This window comes from Methylobacterium sp. ap11 (genome assembly GCF_900110515.1).
Taxonomy (GTDB): Bacteria; Pseudomonadota; Alphaproteobacteria; order Rhizobiales; family Beijerinckiaceae; genus Methylobacterium; species Methylobacterium ajmalii.
Genome location: NZ_FOEB01000008.1, coordinates 153053 through 169607, shown reverse-complemented (window position 1 = coordinate 169607; position 16555 = coordinate 153053). Strand labels below are relative to the sequence as shown.

At 71.9% G+C, this 16555-nt stretch carries 22 protein-coding genes; 16 read left to right on the top strand and 6 right to left on the bottom strand.

The genetic code is table 11. The features are described from left to right. Nucleotides 1-120 precede the first annotated feature (120 nt). Nucleotides 121-2760, bottom strand: a complete 2640-nt coding sequence (gene clpB, locus BMX97_RS14225) for an ATP-dependent chaperone ClpB (RefSeq protein WP_091751100.1) — start codon at nt 2758-2760, stop codon at nt 121-123. Nucleotides 2761-3024: 264 nt separating this feature from the next. Here clpB and BMX97_RS14220 point away from each other — a divergent pair, with 264 nt between their 5' ends. Then, nucleotides 3025-3801: an MOSC domain-containing protein gene (locus tag BMX97_RS14220; protein WP_091751097.1), complete on the top strand. Its 777-nt coding sequence runs from the start codon at nt 3025-3027 to the stop codon at nt 3799-3801. A gap of 16 nt (nt 3802-3817) precedes the next feature. On the opposite strand, the gene BMX97_RS14215 is transcribed toward BMX97_RS14220, so the two are convergent. Further along, nucleotides 3818-4027 (bottom strand): hypothetical protein, encoded by a 210-nt coding sequence (locus BMX97_RS14215; protein WP_060849203.1) that lies wholly within the window; start codon nt 4025-4027, stop codon nt 3818-3820. Nucleotides 4028-4348: 321 nt separating this feature from the next. On the opposite strand from BMX97_RS14215, the gene argB reads away from it, so the two are divergent. The 5 genes from argB (at nt 4349) to BMX97_RS14195 (ending at nt 7278) form a co-directional block, all read left to right on the top strand. Further along, nucleotides 4349-5272 (top strand): acetylglutamate kinase, encoded by a 924-nt coding sequence (argB, locus tag BMX97_RS14210; RefSeq protein WP_060845859.1) that lies wholly within the window; start codon nt 4349-4351, stop codon nt 5270-5272. Nucleotides 5273-5407: 135 nt separating this feature from the next. Further along, the gene (locus BMX97_RS14205; RefSeq protein WP_060845858.1) at nt 5408-6139 is read left to right on the top strand and encodes a pyrimidine 5'-nucleotidase; all 732 of its coding nucleotides are present in this window, start codon (nt 5408-5410) and stop codon (nt 6137-6139) included. After that, the gene (locus tag BMX97_RS32865; RefSeq protein WP_177202221.1) at nt 6136-6294 is read left to right on the top strand and encodes a hypothetical protein; all 159 of its coding nucleotides are present in this window, start codon (nt 6136-6138) and stop codon (nt 6292-6294) included. Before BMX97_RS14205 ends, BMX97_RS32865 begins: the two co-directional genes overlap by 4 nt. A gap of 20 nt (nt 6295-6314) precedes the next feature. Continuing rightward, a complete protein-coding gene (locus BMX97_RS14200; RefSeq protein WP_091751094.1) occupies nt 6315-6737 on the top strand; it encodes a metallopeptidase family protein in 423 nt (140 codons plus the stop codon). Nucleotides 6738-6996: 259 nt separating this feature from the next. Then, entirely contained in the window at nt 6997-7278 is a 282-nt protein-coding gene (locus BMX97_RS14195) for a hypothetical protein (protein ID WP_091751091.1), read from the top strand. Nucleotides 7279-7280: 2 nt separating this feature from the next. On the opposite strand, the gene BMX97_RS14190 is transcribed toward BMX97_RS14195, so the two are convergent. The 3 genes from BMX97_RS14190 to BMX97_RS14180 all read right to left on the bottom strand — a co-directional run bounded on the left by BMX97_RS14190 (nt 7281) and on the right by BMX97_RS14180 (nt 9906). Next, nucleotides 7281-8510 carry a peptide ABC transporter permease gene (locus tag BMX97_RS14190; RefSeq protein ID WP_091751088.1) on the bottom strand — a complete coding sequence of 410 codons (1230 nt, stop codon included), beginning with the start codon at nt 8508-8510 and terminating at the stop codon, nt 7281-7283. A gap of 104 nt (nt 8511-8614) precedes the next feature. Then, the gene (locus BMX97_RS14185) at nt 8615-8887 is read right to left on the bottom strand and encodes a hypothetical protein (RefSeq protein WP_091751085.1); all 273 of its coding nucleotides are present in this window, start codon (nt 8885-8887) and stop codon (nt 8615-8617) included. Between the two features lie 5 nt (nt 8888-8892). Continuing rightward, entirely contained in the window at nt 8893-9906 is a 1014-nt protein-coding gene (locus tag BMX97_RS14180; RefSeq protein ID WP_091751082.1) for a WD40 repeat domain-containing protein, read from the bottom strand. A 323-nt stretch (nt 9907-10229) separates the two neighbouring features. Between BMX97_RS14180 and BMX97_RS14175 the strand changes: the two genes are divergently transcribed. From BMX97_RS14175 to BMX97_RS32860, 9 genes are all read left to right on the top strand, one after another. Then, nucleotides 10230-10634: a response regulator gene (locus BMX97_RS14175; protein ID WP_091751079.1), complete on the top strand. Its 405-nt coding sequence runs from the start codon at nt 10230-10232 to the stop codon at nt 10632-10634. Nucleotides 10635-10678: 44 nt separating this feature from the next. Then, nucleotides 10679-11182, top strand: coding sequence for a photosystem reaction center subunit H (locus BMX97_RS14170; RefSeq protein ID WP_177202220.1), 504 nt, complete (start codon nt 10679-10681; stop codon nt 11180-11182). A gap of 266 nt (nt 11183-11448) precedes the next feature. Further along, the gene (locus BMX97_RS14165) at nt 11449-11991 is read left to right on the top strand and encodes a Tat pathway signal protein (RefSeq protein ID WP_244538425.1); all 543 of its coding nucleotides are present in this window, start codon (nt 11449-11451) and stop codon (nt 11989-11991) included. Nucleotides 11992-12032: 41 nt separating this feature from the next. Beyond that, the gene (locus BMX97_RS14160) at nt 12033-12725 is read left to right on the top strand and encodes a MotA/TolQ/ExbB proton channel family protein (RefSeq protein ID WP_060845851.1); all 693 of its coding nucleotides are present in this window, start codon (nt 12033-12035) and stop codon (nt 12723-12725) included. 94 nt (nt 12726-12819) lie between these two features. Next, complete coding sequence (tolR, locus tag BMX97_RS14155) at nt 12820-13296, top strand: protein TolR (RefSeq protein WP_060845850.1); 477 nt, start codon at nt 12820-12822, stop codon at nt 13294-13296. Between the two features lie 16 nt (nt 13297-13312). Beyond that, a complete protein-coding gene (locus BMX97_RS14150; protein WP_244538424.1) occupies nt 13313-14299 on the top strand; it encodes a TonB family protein in 987 nt (328 codons plus the stop codon). Between the two features lie 110 nt (nt 14300-14409). Then, nucleotides 14410-14922: a metallophosphoesterase family protein gene (locus tag BMX97_RS14145; protein ID WP_091751070.1), complete on the top strand. Its 513-nt coding sequence runs from the start codon at nt 14410-14412 to the stop codon at nt 14920-14922. A gap of 179 nt (nt 14923-15101) precedes the next feature. Beyond that, nucleotides 15102-15419 carry a hypothetical protein gene (locus tag BMX97_RS14140; protein WP_091751067.1) on the top strand — a complete coding sequence of 106 codons (318 nt, stop codon included), beginning with the start codon at nt 15102-15104 and terminating at the stop codon, nt 15417-15419. A 95-nt stretch (nt 15420-15514) separates the two neighbouring features. Then, nucleotides 15515-15658, top strand: coding sequence for a hypothetical protein (locus BMX97_RS32860; protein WP_177202214.1), 144 nt, complete (start codon nt 15515-15517; stop codon nt 15656-15658). A gap of 41 nt (nt 15659-15699) precedes the next feature. Here BMX97_RS32860 and BMX97_RS14135 read toward each other — a convergent pair whose 3' ends face one another. Beyond that, complete coding sequence (locus BMX97_RS14135; protein WP_091751065.1) at nt 15700-15951, bottom strand: hypothetical protein; 252 nt, start codon at nt 15949-15951, stop codon at nt 15700-15702. A 174-nt stretch (nt 15952-16125) separates the two neighbouring features. Here BMX97_RS14135 and flaF point away from each other — a divergent pair, with 174 nt between their 5' ends. Further along, complete coding sequence (flaF, locus tag BMX97_RS14130) at nt 16126-16491, top strand: flagellar biosynthesis regulator FlaF (protein WP_060845845.1); 366 nt, start codon at nt 16126-16128, stop codon at nt 16489-16491. Nucleotides 16492-16555 lie beyond the last annotated feature (64 nt).

Sequence of the window (16555 nt, the reverse complement as noted above, 5' to 3'; positions counted from 1 at the left end):
TCTGCGATCGCCAACACCTCAGGATGAGGTCGAGAGTGGGGTAAAATCGGTCAATCGACGACACGGCATCCTGTGGAGAGAAAGGGCCCGCCTCCTCCGGGGAAGCGGGCCCCACGGTCGTCAGTTCAGCAGAGCATGGGCCGGCCGGCGCTCGTCCGGCGAGGCCGACTGGTCGCCGATGAACAGGCCGGCGGGGCCGAGGCGCACCGGTACCGTCTCGCCGTCATGGACGCGGCCGGCGAGGATCTGCTCGGCGAGCGGATCCTGCACCGCCTTCTGGATCACGCGCTTCAGCGGGCGCGCGCCGTAGGCCGAGTCGTAGCCCTTGTCGGCGAGCCAGGCGCGGGCGTCGGGCTCGATGTCGAGGGTGATCTTGCGATCCTCGAGCAGCTTGGCCAGGCGCCCGAGCTGGATGTCGACGATCGCCCCCATCTCCTGCCGCTGCAGGCGGTGGAACAGGATGATCTCGTCGACCCGGTTCAGGAACTCGGGCCGGAAGTGCGAGCGGACCACGTTCATCACGTCGTCGCGCACCACGTCGGTGTCCTGGCCCTCCGGCTGGCTGACGAGGTACTCGGAGCCGAGATTCGACGTCATGACGATGAGCGTATTGCGGAAATCGACCGTCCGCCCCTGCCCGTCGGTGAGCCGGCCGTCGTCGAGGACCTGCAGCAGGACGTTGAACACGTCCGGATGCGCCTTCTCGACCTCGTCGAACAGCACGACCTGGTAGGGCCGGCGCCGCACCGCCTCGGTCAGCGCGCCGCCCTCCTCGTAGCCGACATAGCCCGGAGGCGCGCCGATCAGGCGGGCCACCGCGTGCTTCTCCATGTACTCGGACATGTCGATCCGCACGAGGGCGGTGTCGTCGTCGAACAGGAAGCCGGCGAGCGCCTTGGTCAGCTCGGTCTTGCCGACGCCGGTGGGGCCGAGGAACATGAACGAGCCGATCGGCCGGTGCGGGTCCTGCAAGCCGGCGCGGGCGCGCCGCACAGCGGTCGCCACCGCCACCACCGCCTCGGTCTGGCCGACGACGCGCTTGCCCAACGCCGCCTCCATCCCGAGCAGCTTCTCGCGCTCGCCCTCCAGCATCTTGTCGACCGGCACGCCGGTCCAGCGCGACACGACCCCGGCGACGTGGCTCGGCGTCACCGCCTCCTCCATCATGCCGGACCCGTTGCCGCGGGACCCATCCGCGCCGCGAGCCTCGATCTCGGCGAGTTCCCGCTCGAGGCCCGGGATGATGCCGTAGGCGAGCTCGCCCGCCTTCTGGTACTGGCCCTGGCGCTGCGCCGCCGCGAGGTCGTTCCTCGCCGCGTCGAGCTTCGTCTTCAGCTCGGCTGCCCGCCCGAGCTTGTCCTTCTCGGCCTTCCAGCGCGCGGTGATCGAGGCCGACTGCTCCTCGAGGTCGCCGAGCTCCTTCTCCAGCCGCTGCAGGCGGTCGCGGGAGGCGGAATCGGTTTCCTTCTTCAGGGCCTCGCCCTCGATCTTCAGGCGCACGATCTCACGATCGATGTTGTCGAGCTCCTCGGGCTTCGAATCGACCTGCATGCGCAGGCGCGAGGCCGCCTCGTCGACGAGGTCGATCGCCTTGTCGGGCAGGAAGCGGTCGGTGATGTAGCGGTTCGACAGGGTCGCGGCCGCCACCAGCGCCGAATCCTGGATCCGCACCTTGTGGTGCTGCTCGTACTTCTCCTTGATGCCGCGCAGGATCGAGACCGTGTCCTCGACGGTCGGCTCCGAGACGAAGACCGGCTGGAAGCGGCGGGCCAACGCCGCGTCCTTCTCGACGTGCTTGCGGTACTCGTCGAGCGTGGTCGCGCCGACGCAGTGCAATTCGCCGCGGGCGAGCGCGGGCTTGAGCAGGTTCGAGGCGTCCATCGCCCCGTCCGCCTTGCCGGCGCCGACGAGCGTGTGCATCTCGTCGATGAACAGGACGATCTGGCCTTCCGCGGCGGTGACCTCGGAGAGCACGCCTTTCAGCCGCTCCTCGAACTCGCCGCGATACTTCGCCCCGGCGATCAGCGCGCCCATGTCGAGGGCGAGCAGCTGCTTGTCGCGAAGCGATTCCGGCACGTCGCCGTTGACGATGCGAAGCGCCAGACCCTCGACGATGGCGGTCTTGCCGACGCCGGGCTCGCCGATCAGCACCGGGTTGTTCTTGGTGCGCCGCGACAGGACCTGGATGGTGCGGCGGATTTCCTCGTCGCGGCCGATCACCGGGTCGAGCTTGCCGTCGCGGGCCGCCTCGGTGAGGTCGCGGGCGTATTTCTTCAGCGCGTCGTAGGCGTTCTCGGCCGTCGCGTTGTCGGCGGTGCGGCCCTTGCGGAGCGCATTGATGGCGCCGTTGAGCGAGGCCGCGGTGACGCCGGCCTGGGCCAGGATCTTGCCCGCATCGGTGTCCTTCTCGACCGCCAGCGCCAGCAGCAGGCGCTCCACGGTGACGTAGGAATCGCCCGCCTTCTCGGCGGCCTTTTCCGCGGTGTCGAACAGGCGCATCAGCTCGCGGGTCGCCTGCGGCTGCGAGGCGCCGCCCGACACCGTCGGCTGCTTGGCGAGCCACGCCTCGGTCTGGGCGAGCGCGACGCGCGACTGGCCGCCGGCGCGGTCGATCAGGCCCGCGCACAGGCCCTCGGGATCGTCGAGCAGGACCTTCAGGACGTGGGCGGGCGACAGCTGCGGATGGCCCTCGCGCAGGGCCAGCGACTGCGCCGACTGCACGAAGCCCCGAGCCCGCTCGGTGTATTTTTCGAAGTTCATGAATTCGCTCCTCCTTGGCCGATCCCTCCCACCCTCGCGACGAGGCATCGGGGGACCGAAGGGTTCGCCCTCGCGCGGTCGTCGCGCGCCGGGCGCCGGCCCTTCCAGGAAGCTGCCGGCCCACTCCATGTGGTGTGACATATCGGTAACACAAGGGGCGGGCCCGCCGATTTCACGGTTGCGGGATATGCGGTGCGCGGATGGCTGCAAGGTCGCTGGCCGGGCCCGATTCCCTGCGGCGGCCAATCGCGCTAGGCAGGAGCCATGAGCAGCCCTGCCCTCACCGTCACCGCCCTTCACCGCTATCCGGTGAAGGGCCTCTCGCCCGAGCCGCTGACGGCGGCGGCCCTCACGGCCGGCAACTATTTCCCGGGCGACCGGCTGTTCGCGGTCGAGAACGGCCCGAGCGGCTTCGACCCCGCCGCCCCGGTGCACCAGCCGAAGATCAAGTATCTGATGCTGATGCGCAACGAGGCCCTGGCCCGGTTGCAGACCTCCTACGACGACACCACCGGCGTGCTGACGATCCGCGAGGGCGACCGGGAGGCGGCGCGGGGCGACCTCGCCACGCGGGAGGGCCGGCTCGCCATCGAGGCGTTCTTTCGCCGCTTCCTACCGAAGGAGTTGCGCGGCCCGCCGAAGGTCCTGGAAGCGCCGGAGGGCTATCGCTTCACCGATTCGCGCAGCGGCTACGTCTCGCTCATCAACCTGGCGAGCGTGGCGGCGGTCGAGGACATGGTCGGGGCGCCGGTGGATCCCCTGCGCTTTCGCGGCAACCTGCACGTCACCGGGCTGCCGGCCTTCGCCGAGCTCGACCTCGTCGGGTCGGGCCTCGTCACCGACGGGGGCCTGCGGCTGAAGGTGACCAAGCGCATCGTGCGCTGCGCCGCCACCAACGTCGACCCCGTCACGGGCGAGCGCGACCTCGCGATCCCGAACGCCCTGCAGAAGGGCCTCGGCCACGCCGATTGCGGGGTCTACGCGGAGGTGGTGTCGGGCGGGGAGGTGCGGCCCGGGGACGTGCTGCGGGTGGCGGGCTGACGGTCCGGCGTCCGGCTCAGCGCTTGGCCGGCAACCAGGCCGGCTCCGGCTCCCGGCGCGGCAGCACCGCGGCGACGGCGTCGAGGTCGACCGTGTAGCTGTCGGTGAGCAGGCGCCAGAGGTCCTGGCGGTTCGCGGCGCGGTCGCTCAGCGAGTTCACCGTGGCGGCGAGCAGCGCCGGGTTGGTGAGGGCGGGGCGCGGCAGGAGGAGATCGGCGGGGCGCATCGTCGGCATCCGTGAAACCGTCCCCAGATTGTGCCGGACGTGGTAAATTTCCCGTAAAATGCAACCGACGCGAACCGGGGCCGGCTCCCGTCATCGAACCGTCGTGCTGGCCCGCCAGAACCCCCGCCGGATGCCGGCGATCCCCTGCGGGGCATGGCCGTCGCCCGGAAGCGCGCGACCGTGCGATTTCGGTGTGACAGGCCGCGCGATGATGCGTAGAAACCCGCGCCGTCCCGGCCGCGTGCCGCGGCCGAACCTTGCCCCGGCCGCGCGCCCGCCTTCCGCGCCGCGGCCCGACCTAGCGAGAGGAAACCCGCCGCGATGAGCGATTCCGGAGCGGACAAGCAGCCCGACGTCCAGCTGCCCAACGTCCATGTGCGGGCCGAGGTGCTGGTGCAGGCGCTGCCGCACATGCAGCGCTACGACGAGGAGGTCGTCGTCATCAAGTATGGCGGCCACGCCATGGGCGACCGCGCCGCCGCGGAGGATTTCGCCGAGGACATCGTGCTCCTCGAGCAGTCGGGCCTCAAGCCCGTGGTGGTCCACGGCGGCGGGCCGCAGATCGGCCGCATGCTCGACCGGCTCGGCATCAAGTCCGAGTTCCGCGAGGGCCTGCGCGTCACCGACGAGGCCACCGTCGAGGTGGTCGAGATGGTCTTGGCCGGCTCGATCAACAAGCAGATCGTCGGCTGGATCTCGGCCGAGGGCGGCAAGGCGATCGGCCTGTGCGGCAAGGACGGCAACATGGTGCGGGCGCGCCGCGCCGCCCGCACGGTGACCGACCCGGATTCGCACATCGAGCGCCACGTGGATCTCGGCCTCGTCGGCGAGCCCGAGCACGTCGACCGCACGGTGCTCGACGCGGTGCTGAAGGCCGAGCTGATCCCGGTCCTCGCCCCGGTGGCGGTCGGTGCCGACAACCAGACCTACAACGTCAACGCCGACACCTTCGCGGGGGCGATCGCCGGGGCGATGCGGGCCAAGCGCCTGCTGCTGCTGACCGACGTGCCGGGCGTGCTCGACAAGAACAAGAAGCTGATCCCGGAGCTGTCGATCGAGGATTGCCGCCGGCTCATCGCCGACGGCACCATCACGGCCGGCATGATCCCGAAGATCGAGACCTGCATCTACGCCCTGGAGCAGGGCGTCGAGGCGGTGGTCATCCTCGACGGCAAGGTGCCGCACGCGGTGCTGCTCGAGCTGTTCACCGATTACGGCGCCGGCACCCTGATCCGCCGGTCCTGACACGCCACCGGACGACCGGGCAGCCGCCCCTCGCGGCCGCCCGGTCCGTCAGAGCCTTCTTTCGTCTTCCCTTCCGCCCCGCCTCGCTTAATCTAGGCGCCCGGGGCCGTGGGGCCCCCGTCGCCGGATCGTCCCTTGCTGCTGCCAGGCGAGAGCCACCTCACTGCGCCCGAGGCCCGCGGCTTCTCCGGGGTCGATACCTGGGTGTTCGACCTCGACAACACGCTCTATCCCCACGACGCCCGGGTCTGGCCGCAGGTCGACGAGCGCATCACGCTCTACGTGATGAACCTGTTCGGCCTCGACGGGATCTCGGCCCGCGCCCTGCAGAAATACTTCTATCACCGCTACGGCACGACTTTGCGCGCCCTGATGGCCGAGTGGAAGATCGACCCGTACGACTTCCTCGACTTCGCCCACGACATCGACCATTCGAGCATCGCCCTCGATCCGGGCCTGGGCCTGGCGATCGAGAGCCTGCCCGGCCGCAAGCTGATCCTCACCAACGGCTCGCGCCGGCACGCCGAGAACGTGGCGAAGAAGCTCGGCATCCTCGACCATTTCGAGGACGTGTTCGACATCGCGGCGGCCGACTTCGTGCCCAAGCCCGAGCGCAGCGCGTACGAGAAGTTCCTCGACCGCCACGGGGTCGACCCGACGCGCTCGGCCCTGTTCGAGGACATGGCCAAGAACCTCGTCGTCCCGCACGACCTCGGCATGGCGACGGTGCTGGTGGTGCCCCGCACGATCGACCCGTTCCGCGAGAGCTTCGAGCAGGAGGCGGTGCGCGCGCCCCATATCGACCACATCACCAACGACCTCGCGGGCTTCCTGACCGACCGGGTCGCCCCGGCGCTGGCGGCGTGAGCCCACAGGAGCGCCCCGGGCGGGACCCGCACGGTCGCGGGCCGGACGCCGACGACCCGGTGGAGATCTGGGGCCGGCGCATCGGCCGCGGGCTCGGCGCCGTGGCGCTCGCCGGGCTCGCCTTCCTGCTCGGCCGGCAATTGCAGCTGTGGTGAGACCCGTGCCCGGAGACGAGATGCCCCAGACCGACTGGAGCGGACGCAAGGCCCCCGACCTCGCCGCCATCGAGGCCCTGGCCGAGGCGGCCTTCGCGCGCCTGCCGGAGGGGTTCCGGGCCCTGTGCGACGGCGTGGTGATCCGCGTCGAGGATTTTCCCGACGACGAGACCCTGGAGGAGATGGGCTGCGAGAGTGAGTTCGACCTCCTCGGCCTGTTTCGCGGCACCGGCCTGGCCCAGGGCGGCGGCGCCCTTCATCTCGCCACCGGGCAATTTCCCAACATGGTCTGGCTCTACCGCCGGCCCCTCCTCGACTACTGGGCCGAGCACGACGAGACCCTGGACCACCTCGTGACCCATGTGCTGGTGCACGAGATCGGCCACCATGTCGGCCTGTCCGACGACGACATGGCGGCGATCGAGGCGGCGGCCGAGGCGTGATGTCGCCGGGCGTGGGCTAGGCCGACCGCGTCCGCGCCGGACGGGCCTAGTTCTGACGTTCTAGGATGAAGCGGCGTTAGATCGCGCGCCTGCGCCGGCCCAAGCCCTTGGTGCGGCGACCGTTTCGGACCCGGACCAGCGTCCTGTCGGCTCGATTATGCCCCAGGGCAGTATAACGGCGAGGCGATTGCCGGCGAGCGGGGGCCTCCCCTATCGGCGAGGACGGACCGGCGATCCGGTCGTCACCGCGATCCCCGACATGTCCAGCCGCATCATCCTCGACCCCATCCGCATCGACACCGGCAGCAGCGACAGCGAGGGCCGCCTGGCCTATCGCGACGGGCGCCTGATCGGCGTCCTGACGCTGCTCGATCCCGAGTTGCACGGCGAACTCGGCGTCGGCCGGCACTGGTTCCTGGAGGCCGGGTTCGGGCCGATCTCCGGCGAGCCGCGCCCGCCCGCCTTCCCGACCCTCGACGCGGCCCGGGCCTGGCTCGCCGACCGGAGCGCCCGGTCCGTACCGGGCGGCGCGGACGCCTGAGGCTACGCCGCGCTGCGCGGCGGCAGGGCGCTCGCCTTCGGGCGGCTGGTGCGGAACTGCCCGCGCTCCACCGCGATGAACACCAGCACCACCACGGTCACGCTGGTGAACCACCAGCTCGCGGTGGTGCCGATGCCGAGGCAGGCGGAGGCGAAGGCGGTGGCGGCGGTCGCCATCGCGCCGGGTGTCAGCACCGGGTGCTCGCGGCCGGAATGGCGGATGCCGTTCCACAGCACGAAGGCCGCCGCGAAGGCGCCGACGATGCCGAGTTCGTACCAGATCTCGAACAGCAGCGAGGCCGGGGCGTTGATCGGCAGCATGCCGATCGCCTTGCCGCGCAGGGCCGTCTCGAGGCCGTGGCCGGTGATCAGGCGCAGCGGCTCGGTCGTCACAACCCGCTGCCAGGCCTTCAGCGACAGGATCGTCGGGTGGAGCGGCCCGAGCACCGGGGTGAGCAGCGGCCGCAGCAGGAAGGGCAGCAGCGGCGCCAGCGCGACGAGGCCCGCGGCCACGCCCGCGGTGACCCGCACCCCGAGCCCCTGGCGCCAGGCCGACAGCGCGAAGGCCGCCGCCCCGACCGCGAGGGCGAGCAGCGGCACGGGACCGGGAGAGAGCACCAGGGCGACCGCGACCGCCAGGGCGAGGCCGAGGGCCTGCATGTCGCGCCGGCGCGAGCGCAGCCAGGCGGCGGCGGGCCAGACCAGCAGGGCGAGCAGCATCGCGCCGCGCTCGAGGGCGCCGTCGTCCTCGAGCGCGCTCCTCACGGCGGTGCCGCTGGACAGGCCGAGGAGGATCGCCCCGATCGCCGCCGCGCCGACGCCGAGCGGCAGGAGGTAGAGGTTGGCCGAGCGCATCCGGTCGGGCAGCGCGAGGTAGCCCGCCACCGTCAGTCCCAAAGTGGCGGCGAGGTTGAGCAGGCGCTCGCTCGCCGGGCCGGGAAACGGCGTCCAGACCAGCGAGAGCGCGCACCAGCCGAGCAGGAGGACGCCGGCCAGGATCGCCCGGGCGCCGCCGAGGCGCGCCAGCCCGGCGCCCAGCGGGCGCTGGGCCCCGTCGAGGAAGGCGGCGACGATCAGGAGCGCGATGCCGATCGGTGCCAGGATCACCACCGTGCGCCGCGACACCAGGGCGGTGACCGGGATCACCACGGTCAGGCCGAAGAAGGCGAGGCGCCGCAGCAGCGCCGCCGCGTCGACGGCGGGATCGGTGGTTTGCGTCGTCGCGCGCGGCATGGCGGCTTTTCCGGCTGGCGGCCCGGCGGGCGCCGTTCTCCCCTCCTAGTCGAGAGGGCGGCTCGTGCGCTGTAGATGGAGCGCAACACTGAGGCGGGCGCGCCTCACCCGGGCGGTCGGAGCACCGTCGCCACGTCCTCGTCCGTGACCGTCTCCAGGGGCTTCCCGATCTTGCAGGCGCGCGAGCGGGCGCCCGGGATCATCACCAGGATCACCGTTTCGGTGCCCGGGCAGGCCGGATCGGCGCAGACGATCTCGCTCACCGTCAGGCTGACCTCGGGGCCGAGACCGCCGAGCCGGCGGGCGGCCTCCGCGACCCGGGCGCGCGCGGCCGCGTCCGGCCCCGGGCGTCGGCGGAAGGCGCCGAGGAGGCCCATGACCCCTAGCGCGGCAGGCTGAGGAGGCCGGCCTGCCCGTCGGCGCAGCCGAAGGCGAGGTGCTCGCCACCCGCGTGCCAGCTCAGGGCCGTCACGGCGCTGCCCCGCACCGCCGGGCGCACCAGGAGCTCGGAGGCGTCGGTGAAGCGGATCAGCAGCACGCAGCCGTCCTCGTAGCCCGCCGCCAGGACCGGGGACTTCGGGTGGAAGGCCACCCGCGAGACCCGGGCCGGGCGCACGCCGCATTCCCGCGGCGCCTTGCCGGTCGGGCCTTCCTTGGAATCGAACGGCCACACGATCACGGCCTCGGCGCCGCTCGTCGCCAGCCAGTCCCCGTCCGAGGACCAGGCATAGGAGCGCACCTTGGCGGGGTAGCCGGTCATCCGCATGTGGCCGCGGTCGGGCTGGAGGCGCCAGCCGTGCAGGGCGTTCTCCTGCATGGTGGTGATGACGAAGCGTCCGTCCGTCGACCAGGTGACGTCGATGTGCGAGCCCTTCCAGGTCAGGGGCTCGGGCGGGGTGTCGAGGTTGGGGTACCACAGCGTCGCCCCGCCGTAATGCGACACCGCGAGCCGGTATCCCTTGGGCGCGAAGGCGAGTCCGCGGGCGGTCGAGGGCGCCTCGAACACCTTCTCGCGGCCCTTGGCGTCGCGGGCGACGACGCGCTTGCCCGCCGCGAACGCGACCCCGCCGTCGGAATGCAGCGCCAGGGCGTCGATCCAGGCGGCACCCTGCGCCGTCGCGACCGTCTCGGCCGTGCCGCCGGCCTTGATCGCGACGATCCGGCCGTCGTCGCCCCCGGTGACGAGGCGCTTGCCGTCGCCGGCCGCCACCAGGATCCCGGCCTCGGGGTGGGCCTCGACCCGCGCGGTCTCGCCGCCCTCGTGGACGAGCAGCACCGTCCCGTCGCCGAGGGACAGGGCGAGGGTCCGGCCGAGCCAGTGCGCCGCGATGACGTGGGCGCCGGCCGCCACGTCGGTGACCTGCTGGGTGAGGGAGGGGGCAGCGGAGGCGCTCATCGCTCGTCTCTGAACCTCTGGGGCGTCGTCCGGGCGGGAGGGGCCGGTTCTCCCGAACCCGGAGGGGCGGGCCTCTCACACGGGACGGCATCGCGCAAGGGTACACGGGGGTGCGCGGGGGTTCGATCGCGCGGGCGGGGCCGGTTCCCGCGGGCATTAACCGGCCGTCCCGCAGGGTTAAGGCTTCGCTCACCAAACCCCGTCAATTCGATGGATCGACCCCGAACACGGCCGCGGTTCCGGCGGTTCTTCCCTCGAACCGTCGCCGGACCGCACCTCGGGCGAGCCGGCGGCCCCTACCCTCCCGGGAAGCGAGTTGCGTCATGATCCAGTCTGCCTACGCGGCGATGGTGCCGCCCACCGCCCTCTCCTGGGAGACGGTCCTGGTGGTCGAGGACGAGGCGATGGTCTGCGAGATCGCCGCCGAGGCCCTGGCGGACGAGGGCTACCGCGTGCTGACCGCCGCCGACGCGGTCGAGGCGGAGCGCATCCTGCAGGCCGAGCGGGTCGACATGCTGTTCACCGACATCGACCTCGCCCGCAACACCAACGGGGTCGCGCTGGCCCGCGACGCCAGGCGCCACTGCCCGCGCCTGCCGGTCGTCTATACCTCGGGCGGCCGCCACACCCTCCCGGCGGGCGAGGCCGTCACCGGCTCGGTCTTCGTCCCCAAGCCCTACCGCCCGAGCCAGATCGTGGCCCTCGCCAACCGGATCCTTGGGCACTGACCCGACCCGAAAACCCGTTCCTTCCCTTCAGGAGACAGACACCGATGCGCGCGCCCCTCGTCATGACCGGTCTCCTGGCCGGCCTCCTCGCCGTCCAGGCCCTGACCGCGGGCGCCAAGGACGCCACGCCCAAGGACGTGGCCCCCGCCCCGACGGCGGCAGCGCCGAGCGCGACCTGCGACATCGTCGGCCTGCGGCTCGAGGACGTGATCGCCAAGTCGTCCGAACTGAAGAAGCCCGCGAACGAGCAGGCCGTGCGCGACCTGCGTACCCTGCGCGATGCCGCGGTGGTGCTCGACACCTACAAGCACCCGGAGGTCTGCGCCCGGGTCCTGGCGGTCCTGCGCGGGCTGATCGCCAACCCCGAGCGGGCGATCGACCAGGGCGGCGACACCGACGAGGAGAAGGCCGAGGCGGTCGAGGAGGCGCGCAAGCCGAAGCTTCAGGACGGCAAGCAGTCCGAGAGCAAGAACTCCGAGAGCAAGGCGGCCGAGCCCAAGGCGCCGGCCAAGTCCCCGGAGTCCGCCGCCGAGACGACCAAGAAGTAGAGGCCGGCCGGCAGCCGAATTGCCGAATTATCCCGGGCCTCTGTAACAGATTGGAATTCCTCTGAGTTTCTGCGGCGGCCTTGATCCCGCCCGGCCACCTCGCTAGTTCGGTCGTGTCGGCGGTCCGGGGCTTTCCCGGGCCGGAACCGGCCTTGTCCGACGAACCGGAGCGGGAGCCGCGAGCGGCGTCGCGCCGTCGCCCGCCCGGGACGACGGCGCGCGCAGGGACGGCCCGTTCGTGTTCGCCGTCCAGAGGAGTTCGAGACGTGCTGACGCAAGGGTTGCCGCGCCGCCGGGGCCGTTCCCCCGGCCTGGCCTTTCGCCTCGTGCCGTCGCTGGTGCTGCTCGCCGCCGCGACGGCCCACCCCGCCGCCGCGACCGAAGCCCCTGCCGCGGCCCCTGCGGCCGTGACCCAGGCGGCCGTCACCCCGGCCGGCGCCGGCACGCCGCTGCGCGTCGAGCTGAACAAGCTCGAGACCGCCGGCGAGGCCTGCAAGGCGGTGATGATCGTCGAGAACGGCAAGGGCGGCGCGATCAAGTCGCTGCGACTCGACCTCTACGCCTTCGACACCGACGGCGTGGTGCAGAAGCGCAGCATGGTCGAGCTCGGCCCGGTGCCGGCCCGCAAGACGGCGCTCCGCCAGTTCGAGATCGCCCCCACCCCCTGCCCCCAGGTCGGCCGGGTGCTGCTCAACGACGTGGCGGCCTGCGACGGCAAGGAGCCCTCGGGTCACGACCTGACCCGCGAGGCCTGCCTCGATCGCATCGAGCCGTCCTCCGCCAAGGGCGCCGCACCGTTCGTGCGCTGACCGCCGCTTTCCCCTCATCCTTTCTCCCGGAGACCGCCGAGATGGATCCGACCACCGCGCCCGCCGCGACTGCCGGCCACGACTTCTCCTTCCTCGGCCTCTTCCTGCAGGCCGACCCGATCGTGAAGGGGGTGATGATCCTCCTGGTCCTCGCCTCCGTGGTCTCCTGGACGATCATCATCGAGAAGGTGGTGCGCATCGCCGGCGCCCGCCGCCAGGCCAAGGCCTTCGCCCGCCTCGTCGCCAGCGGCGGCATGCCGGAGGCGCGCTCGGGCATCTCCGCCCGCGTGGTCGGCGCCGCCCAGGAAGCCTGGCGCGACCAGGACGCCAGCGAGACCCGGGCCGAGCGGCGCGAGCGCATCGAGCGCGCCATGCGGGCCGTCCTCACCCTCGACCTGAAGCGTCTGCAGATCGGCCTGCCGTTCCTGGCCAGCGCCGGCTCGGCGGCGCCGTTCATCGGCCTGTTCGGCACCGTCTGGGGCATCATGAACTCGTTCTCGTCGATCGCGAAGAGCCAGGACACCAGCCTCGCGGTGGTGGCCCCGGGCATCGCCGAGGCGCTGTTCGCCACCGCGATCGGCCTCGTCGTCGCGATTCCCGCGGTGCTCGCCTACAACAAGTTCTCGACCGACCTCGCCAAGGTGCAGGCCTCGTTCGTCTCCGGCATCGGCATCCTCGGCAACCGGCTGGCCCGGGACCGCGGCCACCACGCCCGCAGCGCCGCCGCCGAGTAGGCGCGGCGCGAGCCGGCGCGGGAAATCCCCCGCGCCCCTTGGTTTCACGACTTCGCCTGCCCCGTCGCGGCAGGCTCCGGGAGAGGCCCGCCAGATGGGTATGGGACCTGTGCAGGGCGGCGCCGGCGACGAGGATGGCTTCGACGCCGCGCCGATGTCCGAGATCAACGTCACCCCGATGGTCGACGTGATGCTGGTGCTCCTGATCATCTTCATGGTCGCTGCGCCGCTCATGACCGTCGGCGTGCCGGTGCAGCTGCCGAAGACCGCGGCGGCCAAGAGCGCCGAATCGAAGAAGCCCGTCGTCGTCTCGGTCGACAAGGACGGCCAGGCCTTCCTGGCCAAGGAGGCGCTGCCGGCCGATACGGCGCTCGCGCGCCTCAAGCAGGCGGCCGCCGAGGATCCGGGCCAGACCGTGCTGGTGCGCGGCGACAAGGACGTGCCCTACGGCAAGGTCATGGAGGTGATGGGCCTCGTCGGCCAGGCCGGCTTCGCCAAGGTCTCGCTGATCGCCAACGCGCCGTCGGGCGGGGCCGCCGCCGCCGCGCCCGCCCCGGCCGCCCCGCGCTGATCCGATGAGTCAGACCGTGACGACCGACGCGCCGGAGCCGCGCGAGCCGGGGACGGGCCTCGGCGCCGCCTTCCTGGTGGCGCTGGCGCTCCATGCCGCCGGCCTCTTCGCCCTCACCTACTGGCGCAGCCCCGCGACCCCGCCCGGCGAGAACGAGATCACCATCGATCTGGCGCCCGACCTCGCGGCGGTCGACGTGCCGAACGAGTCGAAGGACAGCGAGAGCACGCCGACGCCGACCGACGTGACCCCGCCGACCACGGTGCCGACGGCCGAGCCGCCCTCCGACACCGTGCCGGTCGAGACGCCGCCGCCGCCCGACACCAAGGTGGAGGAGACGCCGCAGGAGACCCCGGTCGAGCCGGTGCCGGCCGAGGCGGTCCCGATGGAGAAGCCGCCCGAGCCCGTGACCGAGGCGGTGCAGGAGCCCGAGGAGCAGGTCGTCACCTCGACCGCCCAGGACGCTCCCGCGACCGTGGTGGCCCGCCCGGTGACCGAGCCCAAGCCGGAGCCCAAGCCGGTCCCGAAGCCCGTGGCCAAGCCCAAGCCCGTCGAGCGGCCGAAGCCCGTCGAGAAGCCGAAGCCCGTCGAGGCGAAGAAGCCGCCGCCGAAGCCCACGCGCGACGTCAAGCGCGAGGCCGAGCAGGCGGCCGAGCGCCGCGCGGAAGCCGCTCGCCAGCGCCGCGCCGCCGCGTCGGCCTCGCGGATGAACGACAGCGGCGCCTCGGCGGCCGCGAGCGCCAACGCCGCCCGGATGTGGGGCGCGATGGTGCGCGGGGCGATCCAGGGCCGCGCCCGCAGCGTCGGGGCGGCCGGTACCGCGACGGTCCGCTTCACCGTCTCCCGGTCCGGCCGGGTTCTCGGCGCATCCCTCGCCGGGAGCAGCGGCAACGGCAGCATCGACGCCGCCGCGGTGGCGGCGGCCTCCGGCAGCCTGCCGCCGGCCCCGCCGGAATTCACCGGTGCGCAGCAGAGCTTCACCCTGCCGGTGCGGTTCAACTGAGGCCATCAGCCTAAGGCGCGCGACCGGAACCCGGTCGCGCGCGCCGGGTCTTCCGGTCAGCGGCCCGGCCTGTGCCGGGCGCCCGGCCGGCGCAGGACGACCTCCGTCACATGACCATCTACTTCACCAGCGACACCCATTTCGGCGACCCGCGGGTGCTGCGCATCGATCGCCGGCCCTTCCCCGACCTCGCGACCCACGACGCTGCTTTGGTCGAGAACTGGAACGCCGTGGTGGAGCCGGACGACACGGTCTGGCATCTCGGCGACTTCGCCCTCGGACCGCCGCCGGAGCGGGTGCGGGCCCTGCTCGCGGCCCTGAACGGGCACAAGCACCTGATCGTCGGCAACAACGACGGGCCCGCGACGCTCGACGCGCCGGGCTGGCTCACCACCGCCCACTACGCCGAGATCGACGTCGACGGGCAGCACCTCGTCCTGTGCCACTACGCATTTCGGACCTGGAACCGCATGGGCCGCGGGGTCGTGAACCTGCACGGCCATTCCCACGGCAAGCTCACGCCGGCGACCCGGCAATACGACGTCGGCGTCGATGCCCGGGATTTCCGCCCGGTGACCCTGGAGACGATCCGCGCGACCCGGCGGCGGCGCAAGGCGGACTGATCCCGTCCTCGCTCCGGCGGCCTCACAGGCGGTCCTGCCGAGCATCCGGGCAGTTTTGCGCGGAACCCCACGCCCGCCCACGACGTTCCTCGCTCATAATAAGCAAGCTTGGCATCGGCCCTCTTCCTTGAGGCGGATCGCCGCAGCTGCGGATCCCGAATCAGTACGTGAGTTCAACGATGGCCTTCACGCGTCGTCTCCCGCTCGGCTGGCCCGTCGCCGCCCTGCTCCTCGCCGCCGGTCCCGCCCTCGCGCAGCCGGCCTGCCTCGGCGCCCAGCGCAAGATCGACGAGGCCGGTGCCCTTCGCTTCCAGGCCCGCCAGGACGCCCGCATCGGCGACCGCGACCGGGTTTGCGACAACCTCGGCGATGCCGAGGATCGCTACGAGGATGCCCGCGACAAGCTTGACGATTGCGGGCTGACCGTCGCCTCGGTCGACCTCAAGAGCGCCCTGCGCTCGGTCCGGCAGGAAAAGCGCTTCTTCCGCTGCGACTGACGGGGTGCCGTAGCGCACACCGTTTCATCGACGCTTAACCCATTCCTCTTGCCGGGCGGTGCCGTGATTCGGCGCGCCAGATCGGACCCCTCGCCATGACCAGCATCACCCAGACCTCGACCGAGTCCCGCCTCTCCACTCCGACCGCCGGTGCGCATTCCTTCGCGGCGGCTTTGTGCGGTTTCCTCGGCTCGACCGCGGCGACCACCGTGGTGATGCTGCTGCTCAGCAGCGTCTGATCGCTGCGTCCGAGGCACTGCCTCCAGGGTGTGCGCCGGACCTACGGCGCCACCGACCAGAACCGGCGCCGGGCAAACAGCATCTCCGGCTGACCGACCTGCGGGCTCCCCGCCTGCGCCTGCACCGGCGCCGCCGGCGGGCAGACGGGATCCGGCCGTCGCGTCTGGACCACGACCGGCTCGGGACGGACGATCCCCATCCTCACCTGGACGTCCGGATTACGCAGAGCCGCGACCGTCGCCACGGCAGCCATCAATGCGCCCGCGACGGCGCCGAGGAGGAAGTTCAGCATAGCGGCCGATCCTTGCGCCGACATCGTAGCGGTTTGAGGGCGGTCCCTCACCTCCGGCCGGCCGTCAAGCCCGACCGGTGCGCCGCAACGTCGGTTCTTTCACAACTCAAGCTTAACAAATCGATGGCAAACCTGCCGCCGGGCCATCGCAGGGCCCGACGGAGACGCAAGACGATGAGCTACGCGGCGAACGCCTATGCGCGCACGTCCCAGGTGGCGCTGACACCCCGCGAGGCGGAGGCCGCGATCCTGATCAAGGCCGCCGTGAGCCTGCAGGCGGTGCAGGACAATTGGGGCGCCCATCAACTGACGCTGGACGATGCCCTCGGCTACAACCGCAAGGTCTGGACGTTGCTCGCCACCTCGGCGACCGAGGCGGATTCGCCGCTGTCCCAGGAGCTCAAGGTCTCCATGGCCCAGCTCGGCGCCTTCGTGTTCACCCGCACCCTCGACACGCTGGTCGAGCCGAGCGCCGACAAGCTGACAGCATTGATCGAGATCAACCGCAACCTCGCGAACGGGCTGCGCGGCAACGCCTGACGGCGGCCGCGCGGAAACATCCCCGCCCCTGGCGGGACGGGGATGCGCCGGCCTAAGCAGACTT